This is a genomic window from Streptomyces sp. NPDC048248 (assembly GCF_043201875.1).
Lineage (GTDB): Bacteria > Actinomycetota > Actinomycetes > Streptomycetales > Streptomycetaceae > Streptomyces.
The window spans coordinates 159187-185604 of the sequence record NZ_JBICZL010000002.1 but is presented as its reverse complement, the minus strand read 5'-3'; the positions used below and the strand labels follow the sequence as shown (position 1 = coordinate 185604).

Here is a 26418-nt window from a genome sequence, read left to right as displayed (position 1 = left end):
AACCGACCACGATGCCTCGCGCGTCGTTCCCGCCGGCAGTGGCTGATCCAGGCGGCACTGTTCGTGTCCGCGGAGACCGGACGCTCCTTTCAGGATCGTCTGTGCCCGCCGACAGCAGATGCGCCGGTCGCTACTCTGGCGGCCAACTCCAGCGGCACTCCGGCGGGCGGCTGCCGCCCGCCCGGCACCGGACGTGTGGGCCGAGACCAGACGCGCCGGTCGCTACCAGTCGCTACCGGTCTTCCCGCCAACAGTGGCCACTCCGGCCGACACCGGCCGCTCCTGCCGCGACCGATTGCTTCCGCCGACATCGGCCCGCTCACCCGGCCCCGCGTTACCCGTACCGGCCCCGTCCTGCCTGGATCGGCCCCTGCCTACCGGCGCCGGCCTCGTCCTGCCTGGACCGGCCCCGTTCTGTCGGTACCGGCACCGGAGCCGTCCCGCCGGCATCGGCCACTCCCGCCGGCACCCGGAGACGCTGCCTCCCCTTCGCCCGCTGCCTGGCCGCCCGCCTCGCCCCCCGTGCGAGGCGCACGAGCCGTGCTCGCGCCCAACCAAGCCGCGCCGTTACCCGAGTCGGCCCGTCCTCCTTCCTCCCGTCCTCCCGTCCTCCGTCCTTCCGTTCCACCGTTTCCTCATCCGCCTCCCCGGAGTCTCCGTCCCGTCATTTCACCGAACCTGCCATGACGCCCTGGACGAAGTGGCGTTGGAAGGCGAAGAAGACGATGACGGGAACGATGAGGGACAGGAAGGCGCCGGGGGCCAGGACTCCGATGTTGCTGCCGAACTGGCGCATCTGGGACTGCAGGGCCACGGTCAGTGGCTGCGACTCGTTGTCGGCGAAGAGCAGCGCGACGAGCATGTCGTTCCAGACCCAGAGGAACTGGAAGATGGCCAGGCTGGCGATTGCCGGGCGCCCCAGCGGCAGGATGAGCTGGGAGAAGATCCGCCACTCCCCGCCGCCGTCCATGCGGGCCGCTTCCAGCATCTCCTTGGGGATCTCCGCGAAGTAGTTGCGGAGCAGGAAGATGGCGAAGGGGAGGCCGTAGGCGGTGTGGAAGAGGATCACGCCCGGGATGGAGCCGAACAGTCCGAGTGCGCCGAACATCTTGGCCACCGGCAGCAGTCCGATCTGGACCGGCACCACCAGCATGGCGACGACCAGCAGGAAGATCCAGTCCCGGCCGGGGAACTCCAGCCAGGCGAAGGCGTATCCGGCCAGCGCTGCGATCACCACGACGGCGATGGTGGTGGGCACCGAGATCAGCACGGTGTTCCAGAACGCCTGGGTGATGCCCGAGTCCTGCAGCAGCGCCGTGTAGTTGTCGAGCGACAGTTGGCCGGGGGCGGCGAGCGCCTGCCACCAGCCGCTGCCGGCGTTGTCCTCCTCGGAACGCAGCGAGGAGACGAAGAGGCCGGCGGCGGGGGCGAGCCAGATGAGGCCGATGATCAGCAGCCCCACCTGGATCACGCTGCGGCTGAGCCGCTTCCCCGGTCCCGTCTTCCCGGGCCGGTTCTTCCCGGGCCTGGTGCGCGTCGGCAGGTTTTTCCCCGACCCCGTCTTCCCCGGCAGTGTCGTGCCCGCCTGTGCAGTTCCCGGCTGTGCTGTTCCCTGCGGGGTGTTGGCCTTTCCGCCGGGCGCCGAGGCAGCGTGGGTGGTGGTCATGACTGGCTCCTGCGGAAGCGTCGGATGTTGAGGATCATGGCCGGGACCACCAGGAGCAGCAGCAGGACACCGAGGGCACTGCCGAGCCCCTGGTTGTTGCCGCCTCCGAAGGAGACCAGCCACATCTGCAGCGCCAGCACATTGGCGTCCTGCTGTACGGGGCCGGGCGCGATGATGTAGACGAGGTCGAAGACCTTCATCACGTTGATCACCATCGTCACGAACACGACGCCCAGGACGGGGCCGAGCAGCGGCACGGTGATCCTCCGGAACACCTGCCATTCGTTCGCGCCGTCCATCCGGGCGGCCTCCAGGACCTCGCGTGGCATCGCGGAGAGTCCCGCGCCGATGAGTACGAGCGCGAAGCCGGTCCAGATCCACAGGTAGGCGCCGATGATGGCGGGGGTGATGAGGGCCGGGCCGAGCCAGGAGACGCCCTCGTACGGTGGGGCGAAGTCCTTCGCGGGGAGCTGGACGGTGTAGGAGCCCGCCTTCAGGCCGGTCAGGCGGTACGCGCCGTCCGGCCCGGTGGTGGCATCGGCGACGACCTTGCCGTGCGAGTCGACGGCCTCGACGGCCAGTTGCGGCAGCCCGCGTTCGCCCGGGTCCACGCTGCCGGGCTTGCCGTGTCCGCCGGGGGTGAAGTCGAGGTAGACCACGCCCCGGAGTTCGCCGGCGCCGGCCGGTGTCCTGGAGGCCGGCGCGGCGGGCTTCGCCTCGGCCGGCATCTCCTTGGGCGGGACGCCGACCAGGCCGAGATTGACGGTCTTTCCGGGTTCGGCGGTCCGTGCGGTGCGGTAGGAGCCGTCGTCGCCGTGGACGAGCTGCTTGTCGCCGAGGCGCGCCTTGGCGGTGGGGAAGGAGGGGGCGTCGTGGAAGTTGTCGTGGACGCCGACGACGACCGCGTTGAGCACACCGCGTTCGGGGTCCTGCTCGTAGGCGAGGCGGAAGATGATGCCCGCGGCGAGGAAGGAGATCGCCATGGGCATGAACATCAGCAGCTTGAACGCCGTCTTCCAGCGGATCTTCTCGGTCAGTACGGCGAGGATCAGGCCCAGCCCGGTCAGCAGGGCGGGCGCGAAGACGACCCAGATCGCGCTGTTGCGGATGGCCCGCACGGTCGCCGGGTCCTGGAACATCTCGGTGTAGTTGTCGGCGCCGACGAAGGTGTCGCCCGAGGCGTCGTACATGCTGCGGATGACCGAGAACACGATGGGGTACGCGACGAGCGCGCCGAGCAGCAACAAGGCCGGGAGCAGGAACAGCGCGGCGGTGCGCCGGCGCCGCCGGACGGCGCGCCGCCCGGGGGTGCCGGCCCTGCCGTGCTTGCCGTTCTTGCCGTGTGCGCCGGGCGGCGGGGGTGCCGGGGTGCCGCGCGTCGCTGCGGGCGGCACCTCGGAGGTGGTGACTGGCATGGATCGGGGCCCCTTGGTCCTTAGTTCCGGTAGGCCTTGGCCGCGGCGGCTTCGAGCTTGCTGGCCGTGTCCTCGGGGGCGGAGGGGTCGCGCAGGAAGTCCTGGAGGAGCTTCCATTCGCCGGCTCCCTGGGTGCCGCCGAACGCGGCGGGGGCCTGGTCGGACATGTCGAACCGGACGGAGTTGCCGGCATCGGTCAGGGACTTGGCGGCCTTGCGGGACACCTCGTCGTGGTAATCGCCCGCGGGCACCTTCTTGTTGGGCGAGATGAAGCCGCCGGCCTGGGCCCATATGCCGGCCGCCTCGGGAGTGGCGAGGTACTTCACCAGCTCCATCGCGGCCTTCTTGTTCTTGCCGGCCTTGAGCACCACGGCGGCGTCACCGCCGCTGACCGTCGGCGGCTTGCCGTCGTCGACCGAGGGGAAGGGGAAGAACTTGGCGTCCTTGCCGACTTCCTTGTGGAGTTCGTCGGTGACCAGCGCGCTGACGAAGTCGCCTTCGTAGACCATCGCCGCCTCGGGCTCCGGGCCGAAGACCTGCTGGACGGACTCGGGGAAGTCGGTGCGCAGCGCGCCCGCCCCGCCGCCGGCGACGAGGTTCTTGTCCTTGAAGAGCTGTCCGAGGGTGCTCAGGGCCTTGACGACGGTGGGGTGCGTCCAGGGGATCTTGTGGTCGGCGAGCTTGTCGTAGTTCTCGGGCCCGGCCTGGGAGAGGTAGACGTTCTCGAACCAGTCGGTGAGCGGCCAGCCGGCCTCGCCCGCGACGGAGAACGCCGGTACGCCCGAGTCGGACAGCGTCCGGCCGGAGGACAGCAACTCCTTGTACGTCTTCGCGGGGCCGACCCCGGCCTGCTCGAACGCTTCGGGGCTGTACCAGACCGTCGACTTGTGGGACGCCTTGAAGTACAGGCCGTAGTAGGTGTTGTCGACGGTGCCGTAGTCCTTCCAGACCTGGGCGTAGTTCTTGCCTGCGGTGGTGCCGATCTCCTTGGACAGCGGGGCGAGCCAGCCCTTCTTCGCGAACTGCCGGAGCACGCCGACCTGCGGAACCATCACGACGTCGGGGGCGTTGCCGCCTTCGATCTGGCTGCCGACGACGGTGGAGACGTTGTCGCCGGTGGAGGAGAAGGTGATCTTCGCGCCGGTCTTCTCGGAGAAGCCGTCCAGGACCTTCTTGAAGCTCTGCTGTTCCACGCCGGTCCAGACGCCGGCGACGGTCAGCGTCTGGCCGCTGAGCTTCTGTTCGCCTCCTCCGGGGGTGACCGCGCCGCCGCCACAGGCGGTGGCGGTGAGCGCCAGGCCGAGGACGGTGGCGCAGGAGGCGGCGGTGCGGGTGTGGCGTGCTGCGGGGTGTCTCATCGTGACGATTCCTTCGGTCGGGCTAGTGGGCGTCGGGGCTGTGCATCCACCAGGCGGCGGTCGATCCGGGGAGGGTCCCGGCGGGGCAGTCGCCGCTGGCCAGGAGGGGGGCACCGGAGACGGGGGCGGGCGCGGGGTCGCTGCCGAAGTTGATGGCGCAGACCAGTCCGTCGCCGCGGACGAAGGCCAGCACCTGAGGTGGCGACTCCAGCCAGCGCAGGGAGCCCTCGCCGAGTTGGGGCAGGCTGCGGCGCAGGTGCAGCCCCTCGCGGTAGAGGTGCCAGAACGACCGGGTGTCGGCCAGGGCCCGGTCCGTGGCGTGTTCGGCGAACCAGGTGGGCTGGGGCAGCCAGGGCTGGGCCGTCTCGGCGCCCGCGGTGAAGCCGAACGGTGAGGCGTGCCCGGACCACGGCAGCGGCACCCGGCAGCCGTCGCGGATGTGCTGACGGCTGCCCGTGCGGTGGAAGATCGGGTCGGTGAGGACCTCGTCGGGCAGGTCGACGACCTCGGGCAGGCCCAGTTCCTCGCCCTGGTAGACGTAGGCGGCGCCGGGGAGTGCCAGCATCAGCAGGGCGGCGGCACGGGCGCGGGCCGGGCCGTGTTCGCCGGCGTGGCCTCCTGGCTCGGTCGCGTACCGGGTCACGGTCCTGACCTGGTCGTGGTTGTTGAGCACCCAGGTGACGGTGGAGCCGGTGCCCGCGATGTCGGTCAGGGCCTCGGATATCACCTTGCGGAAGGTGTCGATGTCCCAGCGTGCGGTCAGCAGGTGGAAGAAGAATGCCTGATGCAGCTCGTCGGGCCGGACGTAGGCGGCCTGTTCGCTCGGCGTGCGCACCGAGACCTCGCCGACGAGGAGCCGGTCGTGGCCGTCCTGGGCGGTGTACTCCTCGCACAGTGCACGCCAGTCGCGCCACACCTGGTGCACCTCGGGCTGGTTCCAGGCCAGCGGGTTGACCGAGTCGCGGGTGCGCTCGTCGGCCTCGGGGTCGGGGGAGTCGGGCAGCTCGGGGTGCTTGAAGAGCCCGGCGGCGACGTCGATGCGGAATCCGTCGACGCCGCGGTCCAGCCAGAAGCGCAGCACCTGCTCGAAGTCGGCGGCCACGGCGGGGTTGCGCCAGTTCAGGTCGGGTTGTTCGGGCGTGAACATGTGGAGGTACCACTGCCCGGGGGTGCCGCTGCGCTTCGCTTCGGCTCCGCTCCTTTCCGGGCCCTCGGAGGCGGAGTCCGCTTCCGCGACTTCCTCGACGCGGGACCAGGCGGGGCCACCGAACATGGCACGCCAGTTGTTGGGCGGCAGTTCGCCGTGCTCACCGCGCCCGTCGGCGAAGTGGAAGAGGGCCCGCGCCGCGCTGCCCGGCCCTTCCGCCAGAGCTGCGCGGAACCAGGGGTGATCGCTGGAGCAGTGGTTGGGCACGATGTCGAGGAGGACCTTCAGGCCCAGCCGGTGTGCGTCGGCCACCAGGCGGTCGAATTCCGCGAGGTCGCCGTAGACCGGGTCGACGTCGCGGTAGTCGGCGACGTCGTAGCCGTGGTCGTGCTGGGGCGAGGGGTAGAAGGGGCTGAGCCAGATGCCGTCCACGCCCAGCTTCCTGAGGTAGGGCAGTCCGGCGCGGACGCCCGCCAGGTCACCGATGCCGTCGCCGGTGCTGTCCAGGAAGCTGCGGACGTACACCTGGTAGATGACCGCATCACGCCACCAGCGCTGCGCCGCGGAATGTGCCGCGGTCTCGGTGGCCTGCGCGGTCACGGCGGAGGCCGGGGAGGGGGAGGGCGCGGGGAGGGCCGAGTAGCCGTTCCCTGCCGTGGCTGTGAGCATCTGCCGAGATCCCGTTCTTACCTGAGCATGCCGGTGCGGCCTGCGGATCGCTGTTATGCATGCATGTTAAGTAGGCGTGACTTTTGGGTGTCAACGAATCTGTCAAAAGTGGCCCGGTATTGCCCGTATTTGTGGGGAGATGGGCAGAGCTCGTTTACCTAACGAGTAACTAGAATTCCGACTCCGCGCAGATGGCCGTGAGCTCCGACGCCGAGGGTCGGCCGTGCACCGCGATCGGTGCGTGGCGGCGGACGGTCCGTCGCCGTGTGCGGTCAGCCGCGGCCGGCGATGGCCCGGAGTTCGCGCGTCAGGCGCGCGACGGTCGCGTCCGTGCTCCGGCCATGGGTGAGGGCGTCATGCATCACGGCCTGCACCGCGAGGCTCACCTGGTCATACCGCGGACTCTTCAGGCGCGGCCTGGCCGTCAGCACGCTCCGTTGCAGGGTCGGGAGGTAGGGGAACCGCCGTACCAGTGCCGGATCCTCGTACAGCGAGGCCCACACCGGCGGCAGGGACCCCTCGGAGAGCACCCTGCGCTGCACCGGCTCGCTCGTCAGATACGAAATCAGGTCGGCGGCCGTCCTGCGGTGCCGCGAATGGGCGTTGATCGCCAGGTTGGAGCCGCCCAGCACACTGGAGCCCTGGCCGTCGGGACCGGGCAGCGGCACCGCGCCGAATTTGCCCGCCACGCGCGACGACTTCCCGTCGGCCAGCGCGTACGCGTACGGCCAGTTGCGGAGGAACAGCAGCCGGCCGTCCTGGAAGGCACGGCGGGACTCCTCCTCCTTGAACGTCAGCGCACGCCGCGGGATCCATCCCTCGCGCACCCCGTCGAGAAGGAACGACAGTCCACGGCGTGCCGCGGGGGAGTCCACCGTGACCCGCGCACCTTCGTCCGCGAGCACCGTGCCGCCCGCGGACTGCACGGCCTCGACGACGTTGGCGGTCAGTCCCTCGTACGGCAGGAGCTGGCCGGCGTATCCGTCGAGACCGTGCCGGGGCGCGACGGTCTTGGCCAAACGCCTCAACTCGGCCCACGTACGGGGCGGTTGCTTCCCTTCCCGGTCCAGTACGTCCTTGCGGTAGTAGAGCAGGCCCGCGTTGGTCACGTAGGGGACGGCATACAGACTCCCCCGGAAGGTGGCGGTGTCCACCACGGGAGGAAGGAAGCGGTCCAACGGGAGCCGCCCGGCGTCGACGGGAGTGATCCAGCCGTGCGCCGCGAACTCCGATGTCCACGCCACGTCGATGTTCAGGACGTCGAAGCGGTCACTGCCGGAGCGCAGCTCGGAGATCATCTGGGCCCGGACCTCGTCGGCGGCGTCCGGCAGCTCGACCAGGGTCACCTTCTCCCCGGGGTGCCGGCCGTTCCAGCCGTCGAGGATGCCCCGGAGGTAGCCCGTGAGGTCCCCGCCCGTCACCAGCGTGATCGGACCGCGGCCGTCCGCGCCGCCGGCCGGCTCTCCCGCCTGCGCGCCGGCATGCCCCGCGAACAACAGGGAGCAGACCAGGAGAGCCCTCCCCGCGGCACGCTTCCACCGCATGGGATCCTCCTCGCACCAGGCGTCGCCGGACACGTACTCGACAGCCGGCCCTCTGTATACCTGTTGGACATGCGGGATACTAGACCCGCAGGAAGATACGACGGCGATCCGGATCACAGCCGGAAGAGCGCAGTTAACCGGCAACTACGGCGGTGAGGGAGAGGGAGAGCGTGCGGCTGCCACTCCTGGCGCTGTTGGTCAGCGGACCCGCACACGGCTACGAACTCAAGCAGGCTCTTGAGAACCTCCTGGGCGCGGCATACCCTCAGCCGAACGTCGGCCAGATCTACGTCACCCTCGGTAGGCTGGAGAAGGCGGGCCTGATCGAGGGAGAGGACGTCGAGCAGTCGGACCGCCCCAACAAGCGCACCTACCGAATCACCGAGGCGGGCCGCGAGACGGTCGACGCGTGGTTCGAGGAATCCACCGCGGAACCACGGGTGCGGGACGAGTTCTTCATGAAGCTCGCCCTCGCCCCCCGCACCGGGGCCGCACATCAGATCGCCCTGATCAACAAACAGCGCCGCCACTACCTCAACACCATGCGGGATCTGTCGAAGCTCTCCGCGGGCGAGGACCCCGACAACCGGGTGGCGCACCTGCTGATCGAGGGCGCGATGCTGCATCTTCAAGCGGATCTCGACTGGTTGGAGCGCTGTCAGGAGGAGCTGGAATGAACCGGGACGAGCCGTCCGGCCCGATACTTCGGGCAGCCGGCCTGGTCAAGACCCACCGGCCGGAAGGGGCCGCCCCGGTCCACGCCGTGCGCGGTGTCGACCTGACCATCGAGCGGGGCGAATTCGTCGCCGTCACCGGGCCCTCGGGCGCCGGTAAATCCACCCTGCTGCATCTGCTCGGCGGCCTCGACCGCCCCGACAGCGGCTCCCTCTGGCTCGACGGCCGCCAGGTCGACTCCTGCAGCGAGGCCCGCTGGGCGGTACTGCGCCGCAAGCACATCGGCATCGTCTTCCAGTTCTTCAACCTGGTCTCCAACCTCAGCGTCGCCGACAACGTCGAGCTGCCCGCCCTGCTGGCCGGAAGTTCCCCGCGGCGGGCTCGCGCCGACCGCGCGGAACTGCTGGCGGAGCTGGGTCTGAAGGGCATGGAGAACCGCACGCCGGGCGAGCTGTCCGGCGGTGAGCAGCAGCGCGTCGCACTGGCCCGCGCGCTGATCAACGCCCCAGGTCTGCTGCTCGCCGATGAGCCGGCCGGCAGCCTCGACAGCAAGGGCACCCGGGAGGTGCTGCGGCTGCTCGCCCGCTTCCACCAGCGCGGCCAGACGATTCTGCTGGTCACCCACGACGCCAGGATGGCGAGCGCCGCGGATCGGGTGATCAGCTTCTTCGACGGCCAGGTCGTCGACGACGCCCACCTCGGCGGGAGCGGTGACCGCACGCCGGCCGGCGTGGCCGACGTACTCAAGCTCAAGGGCTGACCGGCATGCGCGCAGCGGCACGCTGGAGTCATGCCCACCTCAGGGCCCACCGCGGCGCGGCGGTGCTCATCGTGCTGGCGACAGCCGGGATCACCGTCTCGCTGCTGCTCGCCACCGCTCTGTTCGGCTACGCGGCAGACCCCTGGCAGCGGGTCTTCACCCAGACCTCCGGCGCCCACGTCTGGATCCACACCCAAGCCGGCGCGCCCGCGGCGTCACTTACCGCGCTGGATGAGGTGCGGGCCGCCTCCGGGCCCTTCCGTACGGTCCGCACCACAGCGAGCCTGCAGCCCGGTGGCGCCAAAGCGGCTCTGGAACTGCGCGGTGCCCCCGACCGTCCCCGGACCGCCGGCCCGCGCCTCACCGCTGGCCGCTGGTTGGACGCAGGCACCGCCGGGGGGCGAGGGGCGGGCATCGTCCTGGAAAGCTCGGTGGCCCGTGCCATGTGGGCGAAGCCGGGGGACGACCTCTCCCTCAGCGGCTTCGCCCGGCCGTTGCGCGTGGTGGGCATCGCGGAGACCGCCGAGGTCGGGTTCCGCGCGGGGGAGACGCCAGGGACGGCCTGGGTGCTGCCGGGGACCCTGGCCGCGTCGGACGCGGGCCGGGAGCAACGCGGCAGGACCGTCGGACTCCAGCTCACCGACCCCGAGGACACCGACTACGTCGTCCAGCGCGCCGTCACCCGGCTCGGCTCCGACCAGATCACCGGCGTCTCGACCTGGCGGCAGGCCAAGGCCGAAGCCGCGAGCGACAACCAGCTCCTCGGGCGGCTGCTGGGCCTCTTCGGGCTCGGTGCGCTGCTCGCGGCGGCCCTCGCGGTGGGCGGCGCCATCAGCACCCGGATCCGCGGGCACCTCAGGGACATCGCCATCCTCAAGGCCATCGGGTTCACCCCGGGCCAGGTGGTGCGGATGTTCCTCGCCCTCCATCTCGGCTTCGCGCTGCTGGGCGTCGCGTCCGGGGCCGTCCTGACCGAGGTGCTCGGCAGCCTCGTCCCGGGCCGGATCGGGGAGGCGATGGCCCTGTGGCAGGAACTCCCCGAGCACGCCTGGGCGCCGTTCGCCATCTCCGGCGGCGTGGTCGTCTTCATCGGCTCGGCCACCTGCCTGGCCGCCTGGCGGGCCGGACGCGTCCCGCCGGTGCCCGTCGCCCGTGCCGCCGTGCCCCCCGGACGCCGGATGTCCGGCACCGTGCGCCGGGCTCTCGGCCTCCGGGTGCCACCGGCCCTGGTCCTCGGCTGGCGCGGTGCCTTCCACCGCCCGCTCCGCTCCGTGGCGGCAGTCGGACGGCTGACGGTGCCCCTGTTGATCATCACCATCGCGCTCGGCGCCTGGGCCACCCTCGACCGTTTCGTCTCCCACCCGGAGAAGGTGGGTCTGCCGGCCGCGCTCACCGTGCGTTCCGACAGCCTCGGCGACCGGGAGCTGCGTCAACTGCTCGCCGACCGGCCGGACGTCACCGCCCACCCGGGTGCCGAGGTCCAGGCCCTGGTCCCGGGGCAGACCGGCACGATCACCTTGCGCGGACTGGGCACCGACCGCCGGCCCTACCCCTACGCCCTCGCGGAGGGACGCGCCGCCCGCGGCCCGGACGAGGCCATCGCCGGGCAGGGACTGCTCGACCTGCTGGACGCCCACGTCGGCGACTGGGTACGGATGACGGTCGCCGGGCAGCCGCATGTCCTCCATATCGTCGGCCGCGGCATCGAACCCGCCGACGGCGGGCGGGTGATCTCCACCGGGCTCGACACCCTGCGCGAGGGTGACACCGCGCTGCGTCCGGACTTCTACCATCTGGTCCTCAAGCAGGGGGCCGACCCGGACGCGGTGCGGGACTCCCTCGTCCAGGCGTCGGCCGGTCGGCTCGAAGTGCGGGAGATCCCCAATCCGGTGAGCGGTTTCGCCGCGGTCCGTGCGGTCATCGCCGGCCTGATCGCCGTGCTCGTCCTGATCGGCCTCGCGGAGCTGTCGACGACGGTCGGCGCCGCGGTGCGCGACCGCGGACGCGATCTGCTCGCGCTCAAGGCCGTGGGGCTGACGCCTCGTCAGATCATCGCGGTGATCGTGTCCGCCACCGTGTTCGTGGTGCTGGCCGCCGCGTCCGTCGGCTCGCTCCTGGGAGTCTTCGCCTCGCAGTGGCTCATCGACCTCCAGGGGCGCAGCAGCGGCTGGGGATCGGGCATCGCCCAGCGGCCACCGCTGAGCGTCCTGCTGCTGGTCGGCGGCGTCTCGGTCGTGGTCGCTGCGGCCGCTTCCGTGCTGCCCGCGGCCCGGGCCGCCCGCGGCAAACTCGCCGACGCGCCCGTGGACGTGCGGTAGCGGCTTCCGATGCCGAGGCGGGGGAGCCGGTGCCGGTTCGCTGTTACTGGATCGGGCGCCGGCCGCGTACCGCCCAGGCCCGGGCGGTGAGCGGGACGGTGCCGTCGGCGGCGTGCGGGAGCCCGGCGCGGAGGTGGTCGCGCAGCTCGGCGCGCGGTTCGTCCTCCAGGGACTTCACATACGCGGGCGCCGGACCCTGTCCACCGAGGAACGGTGCCCAGAAGTCGCCGAAGTCCCGGAACGGCGTCGGCACATCGACCGCTTCGACCCGTACGTCCCGCAGGCCGGCGTCGCCGAACAGCGCGCGTAGCGGCTCGGGCCGGCACATCGGGAACCGTGTCCCTTCGTCCAGCTCGCGGGCGCGGCGGTCGAGTGCGCCGGCGGCGTCCCAGAAGTGGCGGATGAGCTGCATACCCTCGGCGTAGTCCCAGACGTAGGCGCCGACCGTGCCGCCGGGACGGGTGGTGCGTGCCATCTCCGTCACCGCGCGCGCCGGATCGGGCAGGAAGTTCAGGAGCAGACCGCTGACAACCACGTCGGCCCCGGCGTCCGGGAACGGCAGCCGTGCGGCATCCGCTGCCGCGAAGTGCGCGCGAGGGGTGGTGATGGTGTGGCGGGCGTAGCGGACATAGCCCTCCGAGGTGTCGACGCCGGCCACGTCCTCCGGGAACGCCAGGTCCAGTACCGCCTGCGTCAACGCGCCCGTGCCACACCCGATGTCGGACCAGCGCTCACCGGGGGGAAGGTTCAGCCAGCGCACGAAGGAGGGCGCCACCACCCGGCTCCACCGCCCTGCGTACGGCTCGTAGGCCGCGCCGTCGGCCCACACCTCGTCATCCACGCCCAGCCACCCACGCCTCGTCTTCCACGGTCGGCCGCCATTCCGCCCGGCGCCCTGATTGTCTGATGTGCGTAGATTATCCCATGGGTGGAAGCGTGCGACGGTTCCCCTCCGCGGGCGCGCGGACGGGCGGCACCGAGGGCGTGGGATGACCGCAGGTGTGTGGACCAGGTGTGTGGACCTGCGATGGCGGTGCAGGGGTCTGGGGCGGTTGTGACGTCGGGGCGATGCACCCAGGGCCTTCGAGGTCGACCACCCGGCGCCTGGTCGGCGAACTGCCGGTGTCGGCAGGGTCTTTGGCGCGCCGCGGCCAACTGCCCAGGACCGTTTCGGTAGATGCCCGGGCGGGCGACGTTCGCCGAACGGCAACTGTCCACCGTGGCATTCGCCTTGAGGCGTCCGGACCGGTCGTCCCGCCCAGCCGCACGGACACCGGGAGCCCCCCGCATCGAACGGAGATCATCTGACGCTACGCTGTGTCGCCGACCGGGCGTCAGCCGCGCGCTATCGAGGAACCCCGGCGGACCGACGCACACAAGGGGTGGGGAACGACAATGATGGGACCGGCGCACTCGCTGTCCGGGGCTGCGGCCTGGCTGGGGGTGGGCGCGGCGACCGCTGCGGCCGGGCACCCGATGCCCTGGCCCGTACTCGTCTGCGGAGCTCTGATCTGCGCCGGAGCTGCGCTCGCCCCCGACCTCGACCACAAGTCCGCGACCATCTCGCGCGCCTTCGGGCCGCTGTCGAAGGGGCTCTGCGAGGTCGTCGACACCCTCTCGCACGCCGTCTACAAGGCCACCAAGATGCGCGGCGACGTCAACCGCTCCGGGGGCCACCGCACGCTCACCCACACCTGGGTGTGGGCCGTACTGGTCGGCGGCGGCATGTCGCTGCTGGCGACCCAGGGCGGCCGGTGGGCGGTGCTCGCCATTCTCTTCGTCCACATGGTGCTCGCCATCGAGGGGCTGCTCTGGCGGGCCGCGAGGGTCTCCAGCGACGTTCTGGTGTGGCTGCTCGGCGCGGCCACGGCCTGGATCCTGGCCGGCGTCCTCGACCAGCCGGGCAACGGAGCGAGCTGGCTGTTCGAGGCACCGGGGCAGCAGTACCTCTGGCTGGGACTGCCCGTCGTGCTCGGTGCGCTGGTCCACGACATCGGCGACGCCCTGACCGTCTCAGGCTGCCCGGTCCTTTGGCCCATCCCGATAGGCCGCAAGCGCTGGTACCCGCTGGGGCCGCCCAAGGGCATGCGGTTCAAGGCAGGCAGCTGGGTGGAGCTGAAAGTGCTGATGCCGGTCTTCATGCTGCTCGGCGGCGTCGGCGGGCTGAGCGCCCTCGGCTACCTCTGACAACCACCTCCGACAGAAGCGTCGCAGAGGTCTCCTGACGGTTTTTCGACGGCCACCTCTGAGCGAAGGCGCCGCGGTCCCATGGCCGCGGCGCCTTCGTGCGTCTCACGAGGTGCTCTTCCGGGCCCCGGCGGAAGCCGTCGGCGGGCGGGCGTGGTGCGGGTTTCCGTACCGAGCATTCGGGGGTGAGCACGGTCGTTTCCCTCGTCTCGCCCGCCGAGGATGAAGCCATGGCTGACAGCACGGAAATCATGGAAGCGGTGGGCTCAGAAGCCGCCGCGCGGGCAGTGGATCTGCATCGGGAGTACGGCCGAGGGGCCGGCACCGTACGTGCCCTGCGGGGGGTGACGCTGGAGCTGCGCCCGGGCACCTTCACCGCGGTGATGGGGCCTTCCGGCTCGGGCAAGACCACGCTGCTGCACTGCCTCGCCGGGATGGACCGGCCCACCCGCGGATCGGTGTGGTGGGGCGGTGTGCAGGTTTCCCGGCTGCCGGAGCGGCGGCTGGCCGAGCTGCGGCGCAGCCGGATCGGCTTCGTCTTCCAGGCGTTCAACCTGATGCCGGCCATGACGGTGGCTCAGAACGTCGAACTGCCCGGCCGGCTGGCGGGCGAGCGGGTCGACACGGCGGCCGTGCGGGCGGCGCTGGCGCAGGTGGGCCTGGCCGGGCGTGAGCGCAACAGACCAGGACAGCTGTCCGGCGGCCAGCAGCAGCGGGTCGCCATCGCCAGGGCCCTGGTCTCGCGGCCGGCGGTGTTGTTCGCGGACGAGCCCACGGGCGCGCTGGATCGCAGCACCGGGCAGGAGATCCTCGGCTTGCTGCGCGAGGGCGTGGACCGGCTGGGCCGGACCTGCGTCATGGTGACCCACGACCCGGTGGCGGCGAGCTACGCGGACCGGGTGGTGGTGCTTGTGGACGGCCGGGTCGTCGACGACCTGGACCAGCCGTCCGCGCAGGTCATCACCGACCGGCTGAGCCGGATGGCGGCGTGACCGTGCTGACCTTGGCCTTCGGGCAGATACGGCTGCGGCCCGCGGCGTTCGTCGGGCTCGCGGCAGCGCTCTTCCTGGCGGTCGGCGCGGTCACGCTGTTCGGGGAGTTGATGGCCGCCGCGTTGACCGCCCCCGCCGGCAGGGAGCGGGCTGCGGCGGGGCCCGGCCTGGGGCTGATCGCCGGGGCGTTCGGGGAGATCGCCGTGCTGGTGGCCTTCTTCGTCGTGGTGAACACGCTCGGCTTCGCGGTTCGCCAGCAGCACCGGGAGCTGGCCTTGTTGCGCACCGTGGCGGCCACGCCCGGGCAGGTCCGGCGGCTGGTGCGCCGGCAGGTGCTGGCGATGGTGCTGCTGGTCTCGCCGCCCGGGTGTGCGGCAGGCGCGGTGGGAGCCGGCTGGTTCCTGGACGCGCTGCTCGCACGCGGTATGGCCGCTCCTGGGAGCACCATCCCCCGCTCGCCCGTGCCGATGCTGGTGGCGGTCGCTGCCTCTGTGGGCGTCGGCCTGCTGTCTGCCGCGTTCGCCGCACACCGGATCTCGCGGATCGCACCGGCCGCGGCCATGACGGCGAGCACGGTGGAGCACGGACGGACGGGCCTGCTCCGGGTGGTGGGCGGACTGATCGTGCTGACAGGCGGGGGCATGCTGTGCCGGCTCGTCGCGACGCAGCCGCCGGAGAAGGCCGGTCAGGCGGCGCTGCTGACGGCTCTGGTCATGCTGGTGGCGGTCGCGTTGCTGGGGCCCCTGCTCGCCGGCCCTCTCGTGGTGGTGCTGGGCGCCCCGATCCGGGCGGTGGCCCGGCGTTCGGGATGGCTGGCCGATGCCAACCTGCGTGGCTACACCAACCGGCTGGCTGCTGCCGTGACACCGGTGGCCCTCCTGGTGGGACTGTCCTGCACCATGGTGTTCATGACCAGTACCGTCGAACGGGCGGCCCAGCGGTTGCGGGGTACGAGCCTGACGACCGTGACCTCGGCGAGCGACGTGTGGCTCCGCCAGGCCGAACTGGCCATGCTGGTCTGCTTCGCCGCCGTCTCGACGGTCAACACCCTGGCCGCCCTCACCGCCGACCGCCGCCGGGAGTTCGCCCTGCTCGGCCTGGTCGGGGCGACGCGTCGTCAACTTGTGCGCATGCTCTGCACCGAGACGCTGCTGATCGCGGCGGTGGGTGTCGCCCTGGGCACTGCGGTCGCGGGCATCGTCGGGGGCGCGTTCAACCTGACCGTTACCGGATCCGCGCTGCCGTCCGTGCCGTTGGGCGACTACGCGTGGATCGCGCTGGGCGCCGCCGCGCTGATCGCTCCGGGCATCCTCTGCACGGGCCTGCGCGCCACGTCGGGTCCCGCGACGGAGCTGGTCGGAGGGCAGCGTGGCTGACCGCGAGCGCGGCTGGGCCCGTCGCCTCCGGCCTGCCGTACGACCCGGCGACATCGCCTTCGCGGTGGTCGGGCTGCCGCTCGCGATCATCGGCTGCGGGTACGTACTCGCGGTGCTCTACGCGGGCACCCTGCTGTCCCTCACCGTGCTCGGGCTGCCCCTCGCCGCCGTCGCGGTGCGAGGAGCCCGGGGACTGGGCGAACTGCACCGGCGGCTGGCGGGCCGGTTGCTCGGGGAGGCCGTCGAGAAACCGGCGCCGCTGCCTGCGGCCCAGGGGGTGATCGCCCGGGCACGTGTACTGCTGACCGACCCGGTGGGCTGGCGGGCCATGCTCTATCTGGGCCTGCGACTGCCCGTCGGCGTGCTGACCTTCGTCGTCGCCGTCGTCCTGCCGCTCGCCGGCGTATGGCTGATCGCTTTTCCCCTCTGGCTCCGCATGTTGGCGCCGGACGCGTCGCCCGCATGGTGGCTCAGCGCGATCGGCCTGCTGCTCGGCATCGCCACGCTCCTCGTCAACCCCGCCGCGATCCGGGGCATGGCAAGGATGAACCGCTCCCTGGCCCGGCTGCTGCTCGGCCCCGCCGGGACACAGCAGCGCCTCCAGGTGCTCGAACGGGCCCGCAGCACCCTGGTGGCGGAGAGCACCGAGAACCTGCGCCGGCTGGAGCGCGATCTGCACGACGGTACCCAGGCGGAGCTGGTCGCCATCGCCATCACCCTGTCGCTGGCCGACGACGCGTTCGCCACCGGCGACAGCGCCGACCTCGAGCGCCTGCGCACCCTCGTCACCCGGGCACGGGGGCAGACCGACGACGCCATCGTGGGCCTGCGGAGGCTCACCCGTGGCATCCACCCCGTGGGCCTGGACGCGGGTCTCGGCGACGCACTGCCCACCCTGACCGACGCCAGTCCCGTCCCCGTCGCCACCCGCCTGGAACTGCGGGAACGACCCGACCCGGCGATCGAGCGGGCCGTCTACTTCTGCCTCGCCGAACTCCTGACCAACATGACCAAGCACAGCGGAGCGGACGCCGCCACCGTCGAGGTGCTCGCAGACCGGGGCAGGGTACGGATGGTGGTGAGCGACAACGGCCGGGGCGGAGCCCGCCTCGGCGGCGGCAGCGGTCTGACCGGCCTCGGCGAACGGCTCGCCGCGGTGGACGGCACCCTGCGGATCGTCAGCCCGGCCGGCGGGCCCACCACCATCACCGCCGAACTGCCGTCGCGGATCTGACCGTTCGGGAGGTCACACCGCGGAGCCGCCGGTCTCGGCGAGATACGCCAGCACCGCCTTCACCCGGCGGTTGTCGGTCTCGCTCGCCGACAGACCGAACTTGGCGAAGATCGCGGCCACATGCTTCTCCACGGCCCGCTCCGACACCACGAGCCGTCCGGCGATGGAACGGTTGGAGTGCCCCTGTGCCATCAGCTCCAACGTCTCCCGCTCCCGTGGCGTGAGCGACTCGACCCGGCTGCGGCGTCGCCCGCCCCGCATCAGCCGGGTGACGATCTCCGGGTCGAGCGCGGTACCGCCCCCGGCCACCCGGTGCAGTGCCTCGACCAGTTCCGACGTGCGGGTGACCCGCTCCTTCAGCAGATAGCCGACCCCGCCGGCGCCTGCCTCCAGCAGCCGCTCGGCCCAGGCGGTCTCCACATGCTGGGAGAACACCAGGATGCCGAGTTCCGGCCGGGTCGCCCGCAGTTCGACGGCGGCACGGATGCCCTCGTCGGTGAATGTGGGAGGCATCCGGACGTCGACCACGGCCACGTCGGGGCGGTGTTCGGCGACGGCCGCCAGCAGCTCTCCCGGAGTCCCGGCCGTGGCGGCGACCTCGCATCCTCTCGCCCCGAGCAGCTCCACCATGCCCTCACGCAGGATGACGGAATCCTCGGCCAGGACAACACGCAGAAGGGGGTCGGTCATCAGCCCATTATCGAGCATCCGGAGGGCGGCAACCGGTCGTTGCCGCCCCGGGCCGTTGCGCACCAAGTCATGGGAGGGCATGCGCTGAGAGCGCCCGCAGCCGTCAACGGGCTCCGCATCGCGGCTCGTCCGACGGAGTCGGCCCCGGGAGGTCAGCCGTGCCAGGAACGCCAGAGCGCCGCGTAGGCGCCGTCGGCGGCTACCAGGTCCCGGTGGCTGCCGAGTTCGGTGATGCGGCCCTCCTCGACCACCGCGATCACATCGGCGTCATGCGCCGTGTGCAGGCGGTGCGCGATGGCCACGACCGTGCGTCCGTCCAGCACCTTGCCCAGCGAACGTTCCAGATGCCGGGCAGCCCGCGGGTCCAGCAGGGACGTCGCCTCGTCCAGCACCAGGGTGTGCGGATCGGCGAGCACCAGTCGCGCCAGCGCGATCTGCTGAGCCTGCGCCGGGGTGAGCGCATGACCACCCGAGCCGACCTCGGTGTCCAGCCCCTCCTCCAGGGCCCCGGCCCACCCCTCGGCGTCCACCGCGCCCAGCGCCGCCCACAGTTCGGCGTCGGCCGCGCCGGTCCTCGCCAGCAGCAGATTGTCGCGGAGCGACCCGACGAAGACGTGGTGTTCCTGGTTGACCAGCGCCACATGCGCGCGGACCCGCTCGGCGGGCATCTCGGAGAGCGCCGCGCCACCGAGCGTGACCGTGCCCGTCCGCGGGCCGTAGATGCCGGCCAGCAGCCGTCCGAGCGTCGACTTCCCGGCACCTGACGGGCCGACCAGCGCCAGCCGGCTGCCAGGACGGACATGCAGCGAGACGTGGTGCAGGACGTCGACGCCCGCGCGGTAGCCGAAGCGCACGTCATCGGCGCGTACGTCCCGGCCGACCGGGGCCATCTCCTCGTCGGCCGCCTCCGGCTCGATCTCACGGACGCCGACGAGGCGCGCGATGGACACCTGGGCCACCTGCAACTCGTCGTACCACCGCAGGATCATGCCGATCGGTTCGGTCATCATCTGCGTCAGCAGCGCACCGGTCGTCAGCTGACCCGGTGTGAGCCAGCCGTGGAGCACGAACGCGCCGCCGAGCATCAGCACCGACCCCAGCATCAGCACATGCGTCACATTGATCACGGGGAAGAGCACCGAGCGCAGGTACAGGGTGTACCGCTCCCACTGGGTCCATTCCCGCACCCGGCGCTCCGACTGGGCGACCCGGCGGGCACCGAGCCGATGGGCCTCGATGGTGCGGCCCGCGTCCACCGTCTCGGTGAGCGCCGCGGACACCGCGGCATAGCCCGCCGCCTCCGAGCGGTAGGCGCTCGGCGCCCGCCGGAAGTACCAGCGGCAGCCGACGATCAGCAGCGGCAGCGCGATCAGCAGGGACAGCGCGAGCGGCGGCGCGGTCACCGCGAGTCCGCCGGTCAGCAGCGCGACCCACACCACCGCGATCGACAGCTGCGGCACCGCCTCGCGCATCGCGTTGGACAGCCGGTCGATGTCGGTGGTGATCCGCGACAGCAGATCGCCGGTGCCGGCCCGCTCCAGGATGCCCGGCGGCAGTGCCACGGACCGTACGAGGAAGTCCTCGCGGAGGTCCGCCAGCATCCGCTCGCCGAGCATCGCCCCCCGCAGCCGCACCATGCGGACGAACAGCGTCTGCAGGACCAGTGCGACGGCGAACAGGGCGACGGTGCTGCGCAGTTGAAGGCTACGGGCGCCCGCGGACAGGTCCTCGACCAGGCCGCCGAGGAGGTAGGGACCGACCATCGAAGCGATGACGGCCGCGGCGTTCACGCCGACCAGCAGGGCGAACGCCCGCCGGTGCCGGCGGATCAGGCCACCGACGTACGCGCGGACGGTCTCCGGTGAGCCGACGGGCAGCGTCGTGGCGGTCTGCGGGGCATCCGGATCGTGCTCCGGCGGCGCCAGGCCGATCATGCGATCTCCTCGATGTGCTGGGTACGGACGATGCCGTTGACGCCGTTGCCGGTGTGGCTGCCGTCGGTGTCCTCGGCCGGGCCCCTCGCGTCGGTGGCGCCGTACGGGGCCTCTTCTTCCGTTTCGCGGGTGACGACGGCGCGGTAGCCGGGATGCGTGCGCAGCAGTTCGCGGTGGGGGGCTTCGGCGGCCACCTTTCCGTCCTCAAGGAGGACCACCTGATCCGCCCGGTCCAGGAGCAGGGGGCTGGAGCTGAGCACCACTGTCGTCCGGCCCGCGCGGATCCGGCGCAGACCGTCCGCGATCCGGACCTCCGTGTGCGAGTCGACTGCGCTGGTCGGCTCGTCCAGCACCAGGACCTCGGGGTCGGTGACGAGCGAACGGGCCAGAGCCAGCCGTTGACGCTGGCCGCCGGAGAGCGACCGGCCGCGCTCGGTGATGCGGGTGCGCATCGGGTCGCCGGAGTCGTCGACGGACGCCTGCGCCAACGAGGCAAGCACATCGCCGCACTGGGCCGCGGCCAGCGCCTCCGCGGCCCCCACGCGCCCGGAGGCCGGGACGTCGAGGAGTTCGTGGAGGGTGCCGGAGAGGAGCACCGGATCCTTGTCCTGCACGAGCACCGCGGCGCGGGCGGCATCGCGCGGGAGATCGTCGAGCGGGGTGCCGCCGAGGAGGACGGACGGCAGCGCGGCGCCGGGCACTGCCGGTTCCGCGTACGCCGTGCGCTTCTCGGCGGGCTCGGCGGGGCCGACGTCCGTCGTGGCCGCGGCGGTGTCGTCTCCTTCCTGATCCGCGGGGTGGCCGCCGAGGCGTTCGGCGAGCCGGCCCGCCGCGTCGGGGTCCCCGCAGACCACGGCGGTCAGCCGACCCGAGACGGCGGTGAGTCCGCTGACCGGGTCGTGCAGGTCGCCGACAGGCGGCCCGTGGTCGTGGAGCCGGCCGCCGGCCGGCCGGCTCAGTGCCAGCACCCGGGCGGCACGCTTCGCCGACGGCCTGGAGAAGGAGTAGGCCATGGCGATCTCTTCGATGTGCCGAATGGGGTAGAGCAGGAAGACCACCGCGCTGTAGATGGAGACGAGTTCACCGACCGCGATCCGCCCGTCGAGAGCGAGCCGGGCGCCGTACCAGACCACCACGATGAGCAACAGGCCCGGCAGCGCCACCTGCACCGCCGAGATCAAGGACCACATCCGCGCGCTGCGGACGGCGGCCTTGCGGACCTCTTGGGAAGCGCTGCGGTAGCGGCCGAGGAACAGCTCCTCGCCACCGATTCCGCGCAGCACGCGCAGACCGGCGACGGTGTCGGAGGCCAGCTCGGTGGCCCGGCCGGCCTTCTCCCGCTGGGCGTCGGCGCGTCGGGTCGCCGGCGGCAGCAGTGGGAGCACGGCGAGCGCCAGGACCGGTACGCCGATGGCCACGACGATGCCCAGCGCCGGCTGGTAGACGACCAGGGCCACGCAGACCCCGACCGAGGTCAGGGCGGCCGCACCGCACCGGGAGACGGCCTCGACGAACCAGCCGATCTTCTCCAGGTCGCCGGTGCTGACGGCGACGATCTCGCCGGCGGCCACTCGCCGGGTCATGGCCGCACCCAGTTCCGTCGTCTTGCGGGCGAGCAGTTGCTGCACCCGGGCGACGGAGGTGATCCAGTTGGTAACGGCCGAGCGGTGCAGCATGGTGTCGCCGAGCGAGACGAGCACACCCAGGAGCGCCATCAGGCCGCCGGCCAGCATCAGTTTGCTGCCGGAGCGGTCCACCACGGCCTGTACGGCGAGGCCCACGGGCAGGGGAAAGGCCGCCACGGATCCGGTGTGCACCAGGCCCCAGAGAAGAGCCTTGGTCTGCCCGCCGAGCTGCTGTCTGTAGAGCCACCGGAGGAAGGTGCCGCCCGTACGGACGTCCGGGATGCCGGGGTCGGGGTGGGGCAGGTCGCGAATGCGCATGATGTCCAAAGGCGTGGTCGTGGCGGGCGGGTGAGCGGACCGCGGGCTGGCCGGGGCGCAAGGCAGGAGAGGAAGAAGGAGATGGTGGCGGGGGAGGAGGCGCGAGTGGGTGGTGGGGCCGGTCGTCGTGGGCCGGGTGGTCGGCGTCGGTCGCCCTGGCAGGCGGGCGGCGTCCGACGCCTGTCTCGTCGTCGGCGGGGTGAAGGAAGGTTGGCGCGTCGGCAGTGCCGATTTCAAACGGTTTTCCGTCGCAGCCGTGGATTTCGGGCCAATGGTGTGGGACATGTACGCAACGGACGGGCGGCGGTCGGCGGGCTCTTCGGCGGTGCGACCATGGGGACATGCGAATAGCGGGCGGTGCGAGGCGAACGGCGGCGGTGGCCGTGGCGGGGCTCTTCCTACTGGCGGGCTGCGGGGGTGCGAGCGACGGCGGGCATGGCAGCGCCGACGGCGCGGGCAAGAAGGGGCGTCACGGCCAGGCGCCTTCCGGCGCCGCGGCCACTACGCATCTCAGGAACATTCCGCAGCTCGGTGCCGCCTTCCGGGCGCGCGTCCCGGCCGCCGCCCGGCAGGTCGTCGCGGTCTACGGCAAGGGCGCGGACTCCGCCGACGCCACCCTCGTCCTCTTCGAGAAGGGCGACAAGGGGTGGGACCAAAAGGGGAGTTGGGCGGCCCACAACGGCCGCCGCGGCTGGACGACCAGCCACCACGAGGGTGACAAGCGCAGCCCCGTGGGCGTCTTCACGCTGACCGACGCGGGCGGTGTCCTCGCGGACCCCGGCGCCAAGCTGCCGTACACGCACACCGCGGCATTCACCCCGCCCACCTACTGGGCGAAGAGCACCCGCCACGACTTCGACCACGTCATCGCCGTCGACTACAACCGTGTCAAGGGGACGGCCCCGCTGGATCCGACGCGTCCCCAAGGTCAGTCCAAGGGTGGCGGGATCTGGCTGCACCTGGACCACGGAAGCGGCACCTCCGGATGCGTGAGCATCTCCAAGTCCGGCATGACCTCGCTGCTGCGGGCTCTCGATCCCGCGCGGCATCCCGTCGTGGTCATGGGGGACAAGGCGCACCTTTCGGCCTGAACGGGCCTGAACGGGAGGCCTGAACGGGAAGGGGTCGGCGGACCGGGCGGCCAGGTCACTCACGTCCGGAGTTTGCGGATAAGTCGCTTATTCGGGATATGTCCACGCGAAGCCGGGTGGGTGACCCGCGAGTAGTTGGACCAAGCTCCAAGATTTTCCCGGAAGTTACACGGAGCTCTTTCGTGGGGAACGACAAGCGACGATAGTGACGGACCGTGGAAGTCCACTTCCACATAACAGAAACCGTCCATGTAGGAGTGCTCGTGCCGCACGCCGCCGGAACTCTCCCCCGTCGCGCAGGACGTTTCCTGCGCACCAGTCTGTTCGCCCAGGTGTTGCTCGCTCTGCTCCTCGGTGTCGTCGTAGGGCGCCTGTGGCCCGGTGTCGGAGCCTCGCTCCAGCCGCTCGGGGACGGCTTCGTACGTCTGATCAAGGCGGTGATCGCCCCGCTGGTCTTCTGCGTCGTGGTCGCCGGTATCGCCAAGGCCGGTGACCTCAAGGCGTTCGGCCGGATCGGCGTCAAGGCCCTGATCTGGTTCGAGGTCGCGACCAGCCTCGCGCTCGTCATCGGTCTGCTGGCGGGCAATGTCTTCGCGCCCGGCGCCGGGATGAACGTCGACCCCGCTTCCCTCGACAAGGGGGCCGTCGACGCCGAGACCGGCGGTGGCCACCTGCCCTCGACCGCCCAGTTCATCCTGGAGTCGCTGCCGGACAGCGCGGTCGGCGCCTTCGCCGAGAACTCGCTGCTCCAGGTCCTCGTCCTGGCCTGTCTTGTGGGTGCGGCGCTGCTGCACCTCGGACAGCGGAAGGCGCCGCAGATCCTGCCGCTGATCGAGCAGGCCCAGGACGTCGTGTTCACCATCGTCGGCTACATCATGAAGCTCGCCCCGCTCGCGGTCTTCGGTGCCACCGCCCACCTCGTCGGGGAGTACGGGCTGGGTGCGATGTCGACCTACGGCAAGCTGATCGCGGTCTGTTACGGCGTCGCTCTGCTCTTCCTGGTCCTGCTCGGGTTCGCCCTGAAGGCCGTCACGGGGCTGAGCCTGTGGAAGTTCGTGCGGTACACCCGCGAGGAGCTGCTGCTGGCCCTCGGCACCGGCTCCAGCGAGACGGTGATGCCGCGGATGATGCAGAAGCTGCGGGCCGCGGGCTGCCGGGACGACGCGGTGGGCCTGGTCCTGCCGACCGGCTACTCCTTCAACCTCGACGGTGCCTCGATCTATCTCTCCATCGGGACGCTCTTCATCGCACAGGCCATCGGCGTCGATCTCTCGCTCGGCCAGCAGATCACCGTCGTCCTGGTGCTGATGCTCACCAGCAAGGGCATGGCGGGCGTGCCGGGTTCGGCGTTCCTCGCACTGTCCGCGACCGCCTCCGCGCTGGGTGTCATCCCGGCCGCCGCGGTCGCCCTGCTGCTCGGCGTGGACCGGATCATGGACTCCATGCGGGTGGCGACCAACCTGCTCGGCAACTGCGTCGCGGTCTTCGCGGTGTCCCGCTGGGAGGGCGCGCTGGACCGGGTGACGGCGAAGAAGGTGCTCAACGGAGAGGCGCCGGCCGCCCCACCGTCCGACCGGCTCGCGAAGGCCGGGCCGGAGCAGCGGACGGACGCGGAGGGGCCGGCCGGACCGGCGGTGCCGCCCGAGCCGGACGGCGCTTCGGTCACCACCTCCGAGAAGTGACGTGCGGGGCCCCGGGCGGCTTGGCCGTCGCCGGGGCCCCGAACCCGCTCGATCCGCCCGATGCGTCAGGTCACGCAGGTGCGGTCCGTTGGCGCTGATCCGGTCCCTTCGTGCTGATCCGGCCGACGCCCTGCTACTCGACGGGCTTCTCCGAATCCATTCCGGGCCTTTCCTTCTTCCACAGTCCGCGCGTGAAGTCGGGGATCTCCTGCGGGGCGCCCTTCGCCTTGATCGAGAGATCGCTCAGCGGCACCGGCGCGGTCCAGGTGGCCGCGTCGTAGACGTCGAAGTCCGGTACGAGGCCGAGCCGCATGCACTGCATCAGCCGGAAGACCAGCATGTAGTCCATACCGCCGTGGCCGCCGGGCGGGTTGGCGTGCTCCTTCCAGAGCCAGTGGTCCCACTCCGCGTACTTCCCGAAGTCGCCCCACTCGTCATTGCTCTGGTCGGGTTCGAGGTAGATCCGCTCCGGATAGTCCTCGAAGACGCCCTTGGTGCCGCCGAGGCTGTTGATGCGGCTGTAGGGGTGCGGGGTGGAGACATCGTGCTCCAGCCGGATCACCCGACCCTTGGCGGTCTGCACGAGGCTGATCGTCCGGTCGCTCTCGATGTACGACTCCTTCCAGCTCGGGTCGCCCGCCGGCATGTGCTCCTTGCGGTAGGCGGCCAGGCCCAGCGCGGGGGTGCCGAAGCTGGAGATCCGTACGGCGCGGTCGCCCCGGTTGACGTCCATGTAGTTGGCGACCGGGCCGAAGCCGTGGTTGGGGTACAGATCGCCGCGCAGCCGGGTGTGCCAGAGCCGGCGCCACGGGCCCTCGTAGTAGTCCGGGTCGAACATCAGGCCGCGCAGATCGTGGTTGTAGGCGCCGGCGCCGTGCAGCAGATCCCCGAACAGCCCGGCGTGCGCCATCCGCAGCACCCGCATCTCGTTCCTGCCGTAACAGCAGTTCTCCAGCTGCATGCAGTGTCTGCGGGTGCGCTCGGAGAGGTCGACCAGCTCCCACAGCTGGTCAAGACGCAGCGCGAGCGGGCACTCGATGCCGACGTGCTTGCCGTTGCTCATCGCGGTCTTGGCCATGTCGTAGTGCCAGTCCCACGGCGTGGCCGCGTACACGAAGTCGATGTCGCCGCGCTTGCAGAGATTTTCGAAGTCGTGGTCGCCGTTGGTGTAGACGGCAGGCGCGGGCTGTCCGGCGTCGGTGACCTTCTTGGCGGCCTTGGCCGTCTTCTCCTTCACCGGGTCGCACAGGGCGACGACGCGCACCCCCGGTACCGCGAGAAAGAGGTCGATCATGCTGCCGCCGCGATTGCCGAGGCCGATGATGCCGACGCGTACGGTGCTGCGCCGCTCGAACGGCACCCCGATCATCGTCTTGCCCTTGGCCTTCGGTGCCGCCGCGGTGCTCGCCGCGCCGGACGCCGACGCGGGTGCGGCCGCGGCGGCGTGACCTGCCGTCAGCCCGCCCAGGCCCAGGCCGGCGCCCGCCGCGCCGGCGGTCCACAGGACGGAGCGGCGGCTCGGTCCCGGCTCTTCGGGGGCGTGGTCGTGGGGGTGTTCCTCGTTCATCGGTCCTCCAGGAAGCAAGCGGATGCTACGCGCGGGGCATACGTGAACCTCGGTCAGGACCCTGACGGTAGAGCGGCCTGAGGCACAAGAGGGCCAGTTGGACTCTTGGCACGGCGCGCTTGGACTCTTGTGCGGATATCTCGTCGTCGACGATCAGGGCGTTGCTGCCA

The 26418-nt window shown here is 71.4% G+C and carries 19 protein-coding genes; 9 read left to right on the top strand and 10 right to left on the bottom strand.

Going from position 1 to position 26418, the window contains the following annotated elements; all coding sequences use genetic code 11:
* Window positions 1-664: 664 nt before the first annotated feature.
* The 5 genes from ACGFZW_RS04045 to ACGFZW_RS04025 all read right to left on the bottom strand — a co-directional run bounded on the left by ACGFZW_RS04045 (window position 665) and on the right by ACGFZW_RS04025 (window position 7799).
* Window positions 665-1666, bottom strand: coding sequence for a carbohydrate ABC transporter permease (locus tag ACGFZW_RS04045; protein WP_393891441.1), 1002 nt, complete (start codon window positions 1664-1666; stop codon window positions 665-667).
* Entirely contained in the window at window positions 1663-3081 is a 1419-nt protein-coding gene (locus tag ACGFZW_RS04040; protein WP_393891440.1) for an ABC transporter permease subunit, read from the bottom strand. The genes ACGFZW_RS04045 and ACGFZW_RS04040 overlap by 4 nt, the downstream gene beginning before the upstream one ends.
* A gap of 20 nt (window positions 3082-3101) precedes the next feature.
* Window positions 3102-4439, bottom strand: coding sequence for an ABC transporter substrate-binding protein (locus ACGFZW_RS04035; RefSeq protein ID WP_393891439.1), 1338 nt, complete (start codon window positions 4437-4439; stop codon window positions 3102-3104).
* A 22-nt stretch (window positions 4440-4461) separates the two neighbouring features.
* Window positions 4462-6255: a glycoside hydrolase family 13 protein gene (locus ACGFZW_RS04030; protein ID WP_393891438.1), complete on the bottom strand. Its 1794-nt coding sequence runs from the start codon at window positions 6253-6255 to the stop codon at window positions 4462-4464.
* A gap of 272 nt (window positions 6256-6527) precedes the next feature.
* Window positions 6528-7799, bottom strand: a complete 1272-nt coding sequence (locus tag ACGFZW_RS04025; protein WP_393891437.1) for an ABC transporter substrate-binding protein — start codon at window positions 7797-7799, stop codon at window positions 6528-6530.
* Window positions 7800-7969: 170 nt separating this feature from the next.
* Between ACGFZW_RS04025 and ACGFZW_RS04020 the strand changes: the two genes are divergently transcribed.
* The 3 genes from ACGFZW_RS04020 to ACGFZW_RS04010 are packed head-to-tail and all read left to right on the top strand — an operon-like array spanning window position 7970 to window position 11552.
* Complete coding sequence (locus ACGFZW_RS04020) at window positions 7970-8476, top strand: PadR family transcriptional regulator (RefSeq protein ID WP_393891436.1); 507 nt, start codon at window positions 7970-7972, stop codon at window positions 8474-8476.
* Window positions 8473-9234, top strand: coding sequence for an ABC transporter ATP-binding protein (locus ACGFZW_RS04015; protein WP_393891435.1), 762 nt, complete (start codon window positions 8473-8475; stop codon window positions 9232-9234). The genes ACGFZW_RS04020 and ACGFZW_RS04015 overlap by 4 nt, the downstream gene beginning before the upstream one ends.
* Window positions 9235-9239: 5 nt before the next feature.
* Window positions 9240-11552: an ABC transporter permease gene (locus ACGFZW_RS04010; protein ID WP_393891434.1), complete on the top strand. Its 2313-nt coding sequence runs from the start codon at window positions 9240-9242 to the stop codon at window positions 11550-11552.
* Between the two features lie 43 nt (window positions 11553-11595).
* Here ACGFZW_RS04010 and ACGFZW_RS04005 read toward each other — a convergent pair whose 3' ends face one another.
* Window positions 11596-12393 carry a class I SAM-dependent methyltransferase gene (locus ACGFZW_RS04005; RefSeq protein WP_393891433.1) on the bottom strand — a complete coding sequence of 266 codons (798 nt, stop codon included), beginning with the start codon at window positions 12391-12393 and terminating at the stop codon, window positions 11596-11598.
* A gap of 554 nt (window positions 12394-12947) precedes the next feature.
* Here ACGFZW_RS04005 and ACGFZW_RS04000 point away from each other — a divergent pair.
* The 4 genes from ACGFZW_RS04000 to ACGFZW_RS03985 all read left to right on the top strand — a co-directional run bounded on the left by ACGFZW_RS04000 (window position 12948) and on the right by ACGFZW_RS03985 (window position 17341).
* Window positions 12948-13739, top strand: coding sequence for a metal-dependent hydrolase (locus ACGFZW_RS04000; protein ID WP_393891432.1), 792 nt, complete (start codon window positions 12948-12950; stop codon window positions 13737-13739).
* 230 nt (window positions 13740-13969) lie between these two features.
* Window positions 13970-14731 carry an ABC transporter ATP-binding protein gene (locus ACGFZW_RS03995; RefSeq protein ID WP_393891431.1) on the top strand — a complete coding sequence of 254 codons (762 nt, stop codon included), beginning with the start codon at window positions 13970-13972 and terminating at the stop codon, window positions 14729-14731.
* Complete coding sequence (locus ACGFZW_RS03990) at window positions 14728-16107, top strand: FtsX-like permease family protein (protein WP_393891430.1); 1380 nt, start codon at window positions 14728-14730, stop codon at window positions 16105-16107. Before ACGFZW_RS03995 ends, ACGFZW_RS03990 begins: the two co-directional genes overlap by 4 nt.
* Complete coding sequence (locus ACGFZW_RS03985) at window positions 16100-17341, top strand: sensor histidine kinase (protein ID WP_393891429.1); 1242 nt, start codon at window positions 16100-16102, stop codon at window positions 17339-17341. The genes ACGFZW_RS03990 and ACGFZW_RS03985 overlap by 8 nt, the downstream gene beginning before the upstream one ends.
* Before the next feature lie 12 nt (window positions 17342-17353).
* Here the strand turns inward: ACGFZW_RS03985 and ACGFZW_RS03980 are convergent, their stop codons facing one another.
* From ACGFZW_RS03980 to ACGFZW_RS03970, 3 genes are all read right to left on the bottom strand, one after another.
* Entirely contained in the window at window positions 17354-18031 is a 678-nt protein-coding gene (locus tag ACGFZW_RS03980; RefSeq protein WP_393891428.1) for a response regulator, read from the bottom strand.
* A gap of 152 nt (window positions 18032-18183) precedes the next feature.
* The gene (locus ACGFZW_RS03975; RefSeq protein ID WP_393891427.1) at window positions 18184-19965 is read right to left on the bottom strand and encodes an ABC transporter ATP-binding protein; all 1782 of its coding nucleotides are present in this window, start codon (window positions 19963-19965) and stop codon (window positions 18184-18186) included.
* Entirely contained in the window at window positions 19962-21908 is a 1947-nt protein-coding gene (locus ACGFZW_RS03970; RefSeq protein ID WP_393891426.1) for an ABC transporter transmembrane domain-containing protein, read from the bottom strand. The genes ACGFZW_RS03975 and ACGFZW_RS03970 overlap by 4 nt, the downstream gene beginning before the upstream one ends.
* A 341-nt stretch (window positions 21909-22249) precedes the next feature.
* Between ACGFZW_RS03970 and ACGFZW_RS03965 the strand changes: the two genes are divergently transcribed.
* Both ACGFZW_RS03965 and ACGFZW_RS03960 read left to right on the top strand, forming a co-directional pair.
* Window positions 22250-22999 (top strand): L,D-transpeptidase family protein, encoded by a 750-nt coding sequence (locus tag ACGFZW_RS03965; RefSeq protein ID WP_393891425.1) that lies wholly within the window; start codon window positions 22250-22252, stop codon window positions 22997-22999.
* Between the two features lie 263 nt (window positions 23000-23262).
* Window positions 23263-24681: a cation:dicarboxylate symporter family transporter gene (locus tag ACGFZW_RS03960; RefSeq protein WP_393891424.1), complete on the top strand. Its 1419-nt coding sequence runs from the start codon at window positions 23263-23265 to the stop codon at window positions 24679-24681.
* A gap of 133 nt (window positions 24682-24814) precedes the next feature.
* Here ACGFZW_RS03960 and ACGFZW_RS03955 read toward each other — a convergent pair whose 3' ends face one another.
* Entirely contained in the window at window positions 24815-26248 is a 1434-nt protein-coding gene (locus ACGFZW_RS03955) for a Gfo/Idh/MocA family protein (RefSeq protein ID WP_393891423.1), read from the bottom strand.
* Window positions 26249-26418 lie beyond the last annotated feature (170 nt).